Raw genomic sequence first — 2,282 nt, forward strand, 5'->3', positions numbered from 1 at the left:
TTTTGCGCTGATGGTACTGCCCTGTGGTGGGGTGGGAGAGTAGGTCGCTGCCACGGTTTTTCTTGGAGGAGGGGTCGCCCATGGGGCGGCCCCTTTTTCTTGTGTGTGTTGGGGGGTGCCCGGGTGGGCGCCCCCCTTTTTTTGTGTGTCGGGACGATGCGGGCCGGCGGATGCCCCGCTAGCGGCCGATCCGGTCCAGCTCGGCGAGGTCCTCGTCGGAGAGCGAGAGTCCGGCACCGGCGACGTTCTCGCGCAGGTGCGCCGCCGACGAGGTGCCGGGGATCAGCAGGACGTTCGGCGACCGTCGCAGCAGCCAGGCGAGGGCGACGGACATCGGTGTCGCCTCCAGCCGGGTGGCGACGTTCGTGAGCGCCGAGGACTGGAGCGGACTGAAGCCGCCGAGCGGGAAGAAGGGCACGTAGGCGATGCCCTCACCGGCGAGTGCGTCGATCAGCTCGTCGTCGTGGCGGTGGGCGAGGTTGTACATGTTCTGCACGCACACGATCGGCGCGATCTCCCGTGCCTCGGCGATCTGCTCCGCCGTCGCGTTGCTGACGCCCAGGTGTTTGATCAGGCCCTGCCGCTGGAGTTCGACCAGTGTCTCGAACGGCTCGGCGAGCGAGCCGGGCTGAGGTCCTGTCGCGTCTCCGAGCCGGAGATTGACCAGATCGAGTACGTCGAGGCCGAGGTCTTCGAGGTTCTCGTGGACGGCGCGACGCACATCCCCGGGCGTGCGGGCCGGAGGCCAGCCGCCTTGCCGGTCGCGTTCGGCACCGACCTTGGTCACCACGCGCAGCGCTTCGGGGTAGGGGTGCAGCGCTTCACGGATGAGCTGGTTGGTGAAGCGCGGTCCGTAGGCGCCGGCGGTGTCGATATGGGTGATGCCGAGGTCGACGACCTCGCGGAGCACCGCGACCGCGCCGTCGTGGTCAGCCGGTGGCCCCATGACCCCGGGACCGGCGAGCTGCATCGCGCCGTAGCCGAATCGGGTGACGTCCATGTCGCCCAGAGTCCAGGTGCCGCCGGGAAGCGAAGTGGAGAGCGTAGTCATGTTCCTGTCCTTCGTCGCGAACTGAGGGTGGTGCCTGACGGCGCCTTGCATCAGTATGGGAAGGCAACTCCCTTATAGGAAGTAGGCACTTCAGGGTGCGTAAGTCACTCACCGGTGAGAGGGGCAGTCGATGGCCACGATGACGGCGGCACAGAAGAGGGCGCGGAGCAAGTCTCAGTACGACGCCTTCATTGCGGCCTGTCCCAGTCGCAAGCTGCTCGACCGCATCTCCGACAAGTGGGCCACGCTGATCCTGTGCGCACTGGGTGGCGACGGCTCGGATCAGCCGGGCTCCGAAGGCCCTGGCGAGCCGCGGCCGATGCGCTACTCCGAACTGTCGCGCCAACTGGCCGGTGTCAGCCAGAAGATGCTCACCCAGACGCTGCGCTCCCTGGAACGCGACGGTCTCCTCACCCGCACGGCGACTCCGACCGTGCCCGTCACGGTCACCTACGAGCTGACGGAGCTCGGTCTCTCCCTGCACCAGGCGGTGCGCGTCATCAAGACCTGGGCCGAGACGCACATGGACGAGGTGCTCATCAACCGCGAGGCGCACGACACCCGCGCCACCTGAACCACGAGGTGGAGGCGTGCGCGGGTCGGCGCGGCATCATCATCGGCGGCGTCGGCCGCCGACGGGCTCGGCGACACCGAGACGACCAGGCCGGGACCTTGCGGGAGGCGGCCCCGGTGCGGCGGCCGGAGACGGCCGCCCTCTCATCGGTGGGGAAGTCGACTGGCTTGCCCCCAGGGTTGGGGTGGGCCGCTACCCCGGCCGGTGGGGCCGGGGACGGATCGGGTCCGGGAGGGGCGGCTCCTCCTCCCGAGCCGACCCGTGCCCGCTACGCCTCCAGGGCGAGCAGGAACCGTTTGCGCTCCAGGCCGCCCGCGTTGCCGGTGAGGGACCCGTCGGCCCCGATCACCCGGTCGCACGGCACGATGATGCTGATCGGGTTGCGGCCGACCCCCTGTGGTCGAGCAACCAGGGACGGTGACCCTCGAACCCCCTGTGGCTAGGCGCACGGGGGATGCTTTGCCCAACCCCCCCCTGTAGCTGAGCGGGACAGGAATGCCTTGCCCAACCCCCCGTGTGGCTGGGCGGGTCGGTCGTGCCTTCCCCAGCCCCCTGTGGCTGGGCGGGCAGGAACGGTGACCCCCAACCCCCCGTGCGGTGACCAGGGCGGGAAGGTGTACGGCCAACCCCCTGGAATGCCGCACCGATCAAGCGCGC

Annotated in this window: 2 protein-coding genes and 1 pseudogene; 1 reads left to right on the forward strand and 2 read right to left on the reverse strand. The window is 69.4% G+C overall.

The window, feature by feature from the left end; genetic code table 11:
• Positions 1-178: 178 nt before the first annotated feature.
• Positions 179-1,051, reverse strand: a complete 873-nt coding sequence (locus ACIBFB_RS27195; protein WP_397235013.1) for an aldo/keto reductase family oxidoreductase — start codon at positions 1,049-1,051, stop codon at positions 179-181.
• Between the two features lie 130 nt (positions 1,052-1,181).
• On the opposite strand from ACIBFB_RS27195, the gene ACIBFB_RS27200 reads away from it, so the two are divergent.
• Positions 1,182-1,625 (forward strand): winged helix-turn-helix transcriptional regulator, encoded by a 444-nt coding sequence (locus ACIBFB_RS27200; protein ID WP_397235015.1) that lies wholly within the window; start codon positions 1,182-1,184, stop codon positions 1,623-1,625.
• A gap of 268 nt (positions 1,626-1,893) precedes the next feature.
• Here ACIBFB_RS27200 and ACIBFB_RS27205 read toward each other — a convergent pair.
• A pseudogene (locus tag ACIBFB_RS27205) lies at positions 1,894-2,013 on the reverse strand (methylated-DNA--[protein]-cysteine S-methyltransferase); the annotation flags it as partial.
• Between the last annotated feature and the right edge of the window lie 269 nt (positions 2,014-2,282).

It is taken from the genome of Nocardiopsis sp. NPDC050513, assembly GCF_044457925.1.
In the GTDB taxonomy this organism is placed as follows: domain Bacteria; phylum Actinomycetota; class Actinomycetes; order Streptosporangiales; family Streptosporangiaceae; genus Nocardiopsis.